This window comes from Maribellus luteus, from assembly GCF_003576475.1.
Taxonomy (GTDB): Bacteria; Bacteroidota; Bacteroidia; order Bacteroidales; family Prolixibacteraceae; genus Draconibacterium; species Draconibacterium luteum.
In genome coordinates this window covers 1-578 of record NZ_QWGR01000178.1, presented here as the reverse complement: position 1 = coordinate 578, position 578 = coordinate 1, and the positions used below count along the sequence as shown (strand labels likewise).

At 68.7% G+C, this 578-nt stretch carries 2 protein-coding genes; both read right to left on the bottom strand.

Annotation, left to right across the window (positions count from 1 at the left end; all coding sequences use genetic code 11):
• Positions 1-334: NAD(P)(+) transhydrogenase (Re/Si-specific) subunit beta (locus tag D1614_RS28485; RefSeq protein ID WP_175579317.1), on the bottom strand; the 334-nt coding region annotated here is incomplete at its 3' end.
• 18 nt (positions 335-352) lie between these two features.
• Positions 353-578, bottom strand: a 226-nt coding sequence (locus tag D1614_RS28480) for an NAD(P) transhydrogenase subunit alpha part 2 (protein WP_147384401.1), incomplete at its 5' end; no start/stop codon positions are given.

Here is a 578-nt window from a genome sequence, read left to right as displayed (position 1 = left end):
ACGCGCCGGCAGCGACCAGCACCGCGGCCATGCCGACCAGCGAGTGGAAGGCGGCGACCAGTTCCGGCATCGAGGTCATCGGCACGCGGCGGGCGATCACCGCGCCGATCCCCCCGCCGACGGCGACGCCGGCGACGATCAGGCCCAGGGTCACGGCGTCCAGCGTTCCCTGGCCCCACAGGGTCCACAGGGTGACGCCGACGGCGATGGCCATGCCGATCATGCCGTTGCGGTTGCCGGTGCGGCTGGTCTCGGGGCTGGACAGCCCCCGCAGGGCCAGGATGAAGAGGACGCCCGAGACCAGATAGGCCAGGGCGGCGATGTTGGCGTTCATGGTTTCCCCCGGCCCCGCTTACTTCTGCTTCTTCTTGTACATCGCCAGCATGCGCTGGGTGACAAGGAAGCCGCCAAATATGTTGATGCATGCGAAAACCAGCGCGACGAAACCGAACGCGCGGGCCCAGAGCGGGCCGTCGTCGTTGCCGACCAGCGCGACGCCGGTCGCCAGCAGCGCACCGACCACGATGACCGACGAAATCGCGTTGGTCACCGACATCAGCGGCGTATGCAACGCCGGG